This window comes from Streptomyces misionensis, from assembly GCF_007896895.1.
GTDB classification, from domain to species: Bacteria; Actinomycetota; Actinomycetes; order Streptomycetales; family Streptomycetaceae; genus Streptomyces; species Streptomyces misionensis_A.
The window spans coordinates 138,169-143,129 of the sequence record NZ_VOGW01000197.1 but is presented as its reverse complement, the minus strand read 5'-3'; the positions used below and the strand labels follow the sequence as shown (position 1 = coordinate 143,129).

Genomic DNA, 4,961 nt, shown 5'->3' with positions numbered 1-4,961 from the left:
CCCCCGATATCGGCCGCACGTTCAAGTTGTTCTCCCCTCGCCGGGCCTGCTCGGCCCGCTCCCCACCACATCGGTGCGCGCATATTAACTGCCCGGTTTTGAGCGGGGTGTCAGGCGTTGGTCACTGTTCCGTCGCAACTTCCGCCCGGCACCCGCATCGTCCCTCCGCGCGCCGCCTTGTGGCAGTCCCCCGGGGTCACTTCACCGCGGCACCCGCCTTCCACGCCGCCCACGTCATGTTCCAGCCGCTCAGCCCGTTGCCCGGGTCGACGGTCTTGTCCCGGCTGTTGACGATCTCGACGACGTCACCGATCAGGCTGCGGTCGAAGAACCACCCGGCGGGCGTGTCCGAGCTGCCGCCCTGGACGTCCCTGAGGCCCACGCAGCCGTGGCTGACGTTGGAGACGCCGGGCGCGGTCGGGTCCCAGTAGTTGCCGTGCAGGAAGGTGCCGGAGTCGGTGAGCCGCATGGCGTGCGGGACGTCGGGGATGTCGTACTCGCCGCCGAAGCCGACCGTCTGACCGTTCATCCGGGTCTCCTCCAGCATGTCCATCACCACCATCTTCCCGTTGTAGGTGGGGGTGTCGGGGGCGCCCGCGGTGATCGGGACGGTGGCGAGCAGCCGGCCGTCGCGCCGCACCTCCATGGTGTGCGCCGCCGCGTCGACCACGGAGGTCTGGCTGCGCCCGACGGTGAAGGAGAACGACTTGGCCTGGAGCCCGAAGACCCCCTTGGCGGCCTCGACGTCACGCAGGCCCAGGTCGACGGTGACCTTGGTGCCCGGCTTCCAGTACCGCTCGGGGCGGAAGTCCAGCCGGTTCTTGCCGAACCAGTGCGGGCGGATCTCCACCGGGGGCCGCGCGCTGACGCGCACCGCGCGTTCGACGGCGGCCTTGTTCACGATGTCCGTGCTGAAGGCGAGGGAGACGATCATCCCGGTGCCGACGACGGAGCGGTCCTCGGGGGTGGCGTAGGCGATGAACCGCTTGTCGGGGACGTAGGTGGTGAACCAGGTGTGCCGGGCCGAGCGGTGTCCCGCGGAGTCCAGCGCCACCGCGTCCACGGTGTATCTGGCGGCGAGCGCCAGCCGGTCGTCGTCCGGCCGCCAGGTCAGTCCGTCGGTGCTGAGGTGCCCGGCGACCGGGGTGGCCCGCGCGTCCTGTTCCACGACGACCTTCACCTTCTCCAGGCGCCCGTCGGGCACCCGCACCCGCAATCGCCGGCTCTGCGGGACGGCGGTGCTGCCGTCGTCGGGGGTGACGCGGATCGCGTCCCGGGGTGCCGGTGTTCCGTCGGGCCCCCCGCCGAGGCCCAGCGGGCCCGAGCCCCCGGTGCATCCGGCCAGCAGTCCAACCCATGTCAGTACGGCGGCCAGTGCGCCCGCCGCGCGCCGTGCGCGTCCTTGTACGTGCATCACGCGGTGTGCAACGACGGGGCACGCTCCGGGGAAACGTGAGTGCGAGCCATGCGGTGGGCAGAACTGTGGGAAGGACGACACGTCAGGGAAGCCGCGACCGCGCCGGAGCCGCCGGGCCGTGGCCGCACCGGGTGGCCGAAGGGGCCGGCGGCCCGGCGCGGCGGCCCGCGCCGCTCCCGGGCCGAGCCACGGGAAGAGGGCCGACAGGTGACGAGCGCAGCCGAGCAGCGGGCACCGGCCACGGCGCCCTCCACGAACGGCGCCCGGCGCGCCGCGGTGCCCGCCCCGGCGGTGTGGCCGGGAGCGCCCACCCCGCTGGGGGCCCGCTTCCGGACCGGCCCGGACGGGGTGGCGGGCACCAACTTCGCGCTGTGGGCGGCGGGCGCGGAGGCGGTGCGGCTGTGCCTGTTCGACGCGGACGGCCGGGAGACGCGGATCGAGCTGACCGAGCTGACGCACGAGATCTGGCACGGCTTCGTGCCCGGGGTGCTGCCCGGGCAGCGGTACGGCTACCGGGTGGACGGCCGCTGGGACCCGTGGACCGGCGCCCGCTGGAATCCGGCGAAGCTGCTGCTGGACCCGTACGCGCGCGCGGTGGACGGCGAGTTCACGCTGCCGCCGCAGGTGTACGGGCATGTCCGGGACTGGCCGGAGCAGCATGTCGCCGACACCGTGCGCGACGACCGGGACTCGGCGCCGTACGTCCCGAAGGGGGTCGTCGTCCACGACGACGACGACTGGTGCGACGACCGCCGCCCCAAGACGCCGTGGGCGGACTCGGTCATCTACGAGCTGCACGTGCGCGGCTTCACCAAGCTCCACCCGGGCGTCCCCGAGGAACTGCGCGGCACCTACGCCGGACTCGCCCATCCGGCCGCCGTCGAGCACCTGGTGAAGCTGGGCGTCACCGCCGTGGAGCTGCTGCCGGTGCACCAGTTCGCGCACGAGGACCACCTGCTGCGCCGGGGCCTGAGCAACTACTGGGGCTACAACTCCATCGGCTACTTCGCCCCGCACGCGGCCTACGCGGCCTCCGGTACGACGGGGGCGCAGGTCGGCGAGTTCAAGCGGATGGTGCGCGCGCTGCACGCGGCCGGCATCGAGGTCATCCTCGACGTGGTCTACAACCACACCGCGGAAGCGGGCGAGCTGGGCCCCACGCTGTCCCTGAAGGGCATCGACAACCGCGGCTACTACCGGCTCCAGGGCGACGCCCGCCGCTACGCCGACTACACCGGCTGCGGCAACACCCTGCACGTGGTGCGGCCCCAGGTGCTGCGGCTGATCACCGACTCGCTGCGGTACTGGGTGACCGAGATGGGCGTGGACGGCTTCCGCTTCGACCTGGCGGCGGCGCTGGCCCGCTCCATGCACGACGTGGACATGCTCTCCCCGTTCCTCGCGGTGATCGCCCAGGACCCGGTGCTGCGCCGGGTCAAGCTCATCGCCGAGCCCTGGGACATCGGCTCCGGCGGCTACCAGGTGGGCTCCTTCCCGCCGCTGTGGGCGGAGTGGAACGACCGCTACCGCGACGCCGTGCGGGACTTCTGGCGGCACGCGCTGCCCGACGTGCGGGAGATGGGCTACCGGCTGTCCGGCTCCAGCGACCTGTACGCCTGGGGCGGCCGGCGCCCGTACGCCTCGGTCAACTTCGTCACCGCGCACGACGGTTTCTCGCTGCGCGACCTGGTGTCGTACGAGCGCAAGCACAACGAGGCCAACGGGGAGGAGAACCGGGACGGCACCGACGACAACCGGTCCTGGAACTGCGGGGCGGAGGGCGAGAGTGACGACGCGGCGGTCCGCGCGCTGCGCCGCCGCCAGCTGCGCAATCTGCTCACCACCCTGCTGCTGTCCACGGGCGTGCCCATGCTGGTGGCCGGCGACGAATTCGGCCGCACCCAGGGCGGCAACAACAACGCCTACTGCCAGGACAACCCGACCAGCTGGCTGGACTGGTCGCTGCCGGCCGACCCGGGCTGGCGGGCCCTGTACGACCTCACCGCACGGCTGATCGGGCTGCGCCACCGGCACCCGGTGCTGCGCCGCCGCGCCTTCTTCTCCGGCCGGGCGCAGAGCGCGGACGGGCTGCGGGACCTGGCCTGGTTCACGGCGCGGGGCGCGGAGATGACCGAGGACGACTGGTACGCGCCCGCCGCCACGCTCGGCATGTACCTCTCCGGGCGGGACATCCCGGGCCGCGACGAGCGGGGCGCGCCGGTGCGGGACGACAGCTTCCTCGCCGTGCTGCACGCGGGCGAGCGGCCGACGGCCTTCGTGCTGCCGGGCCCGCCGTGGGCCGAGCGGTACGAGGTGGTGGTGGACACCTCCCGCGAGGACCAGGCCGGTGCGCCGGGCACGGTGCTCGCGGCGGGCACGGAGCTGGTGGTGCCGGGGCGGACGGTGCTGCTGCTGCGGGTCGTCTGAGCGCCCGGGCCGGCCGCGCGTGACGCGGATCACGCCCCCCGGGTGCAGCGCGCGCGGGGGCCCAGGGCCTTTCCCCCTGTGAAGAGTGCCGGCGAGAACGGGGACCGTGGGGATGGAGCAGGCTCGGGCCGGTGAGTACGACGCGTTCGTGGCGGCCCGCTGGTCGGTCCTGTGCCACCTGGCCCGTCTGCTCACCGGGGGCGATCGGCACCGTGCCGAGGACCTGTTGCAGGAGGCCCTGGTCAAGCTGTGGTTCGCCTGGCCGCGGGTGGCCGACGAGGCGCCGGAGGCGTATGTGCGCACGGTGCTGGCGCGGGCCGCGGCCCGTTCGGCCCGCCGGCGCTGGTGGGGCGAGCGGCCGGTGGAGGAGCTGCCCGAGGTGGCGGCGGCCGGCGACCTGTCGGCGACCGTGGCGGAGCGCTCCCGGCTGGAGGCGGCGCTGGCCCGGCTGACGCCGCGGCAGCGGGCCGCCGTCGTCCTGCGCTACTACCAGGACCTGCCGGACCGGCAGGTCGCCCAGACGCTGGGCTGTCCGGTGGGCACCGCCCGGTCCCATGCCGCGCGCGGGGTGGCCCGGCTGCGGCAGTTGCTGTCGGACGTCATCGAGCCGGTGGGGTGAGAGGGGTCATGGAGCCCGGGAGTCAGGTGGACGAGATCGACGGCCAGGACGGGTTCGAGCGGCGGCTGGCGACGCTGATGCACGGCACGCTGGAGCCGACCCCGTTCGAGCCCCGGCACCGGGAGCGGCTGCGCGCGGGCGTGCGCACCCGGCGCCGGGTGCGCGCGGTGTACCGGGCCGCGGGCTCGGCGGCGGTGATGGCGGGCCTCGGGCTCGGCCTGTTCCTGTGGCCGCACGGGCCCACCGAGAACCCGCCGGGCGCGCCGCTGCCCCGGCCCGCCACCAGCCCGGCACCCGGGCCGTCCGTCTCCCGGACGCCCTCGCCGGCCACACCGCCCCCGAACCCGCCCGGCACCTCGCCGGGTCCGACACCGACCGACCGGCCGAGTTCGACGCCGACCACGTCGTACCCGCCGGGCGGCCCCGCGACGAGCGTCGCGCCGCCGCCCACCACCACCATGTCCGCCCACCGTTGACGGGGAACCACCTGATGAACCT

At 74.2% G+C, this 4,961-nt stretch carries 4 protein-coding genes; 3 read left to right on the top strand and 1 reads right to left on the bottom strand.

Translation table 11 applies throughout. From position 1 onward, the window contains the following. Nucleotides 1-196 precede the first annotated feature (196 nt). Nucleotides 197-1,417: a L,D-transpeptidase gene (locus FRZ03_RS36505; RefSeq protein ID WP_186785807.1), complete on the bottom strand. Its 1,221-nt coding sequence runs from the start codon at nucleotides 1,415-1,417 to the stop codon at nucleotides 197-199. Nucleotides 1,418-1,624: 207 nt separating this feature from the next. On the opposite strand from FRZ03_RS36505, the gene glgX reads away from it, so the two are divergent. The 3 genes from glgX to FRZ03_RS36490 all read left to right on the top strand — a co-directional run bounded on the left by glgX (nucleotide 1,625) and on the right by FRZ03_RS36490 (nucleotide 4,939). Beyond that, nucleotides 1,625-3,844 (top strand): glycogen debranching protein GlgX, encoded by a 2,220-nt coding sequence (gene glgX / locus FRZ03_RS36500; protein ID WP_146469356.1) that lies wholly within the window; start codon nucleotides 1,625-1,627, stop codon nucleotides 3,842-3,844. 112 nt (nucleotides 3,845-3,956) lie between these two features. Continuing rightward, nucleotides 3,957-4,463 (top strand): SigE family RNA polymerase sigma factor, encoded by a 507-nt coding sequence (locus FRZ03_RS36495; protein ID WP_070023107.1) that lies wholly within the window; start codon nucleotides 3,957-3,959, stop codon nucleotides 4,461-4,463. Nucleotides 4,464-4,471: 8 nt separating this feature from the next. Further along, nucleotides 4,472-4,939 (top strand): hypothetical protein, encoded by a 468-nt coding sequence (locus FRZ03_RS36490; protein ID WP_146469355.1) that lies wholly within the window; start codon nucleotides 4,472-4,474, stop codon nucleotides 4,937-4,939. Nucleotides 4,940-4,961 lie beyond the last annotated feature (22 nt).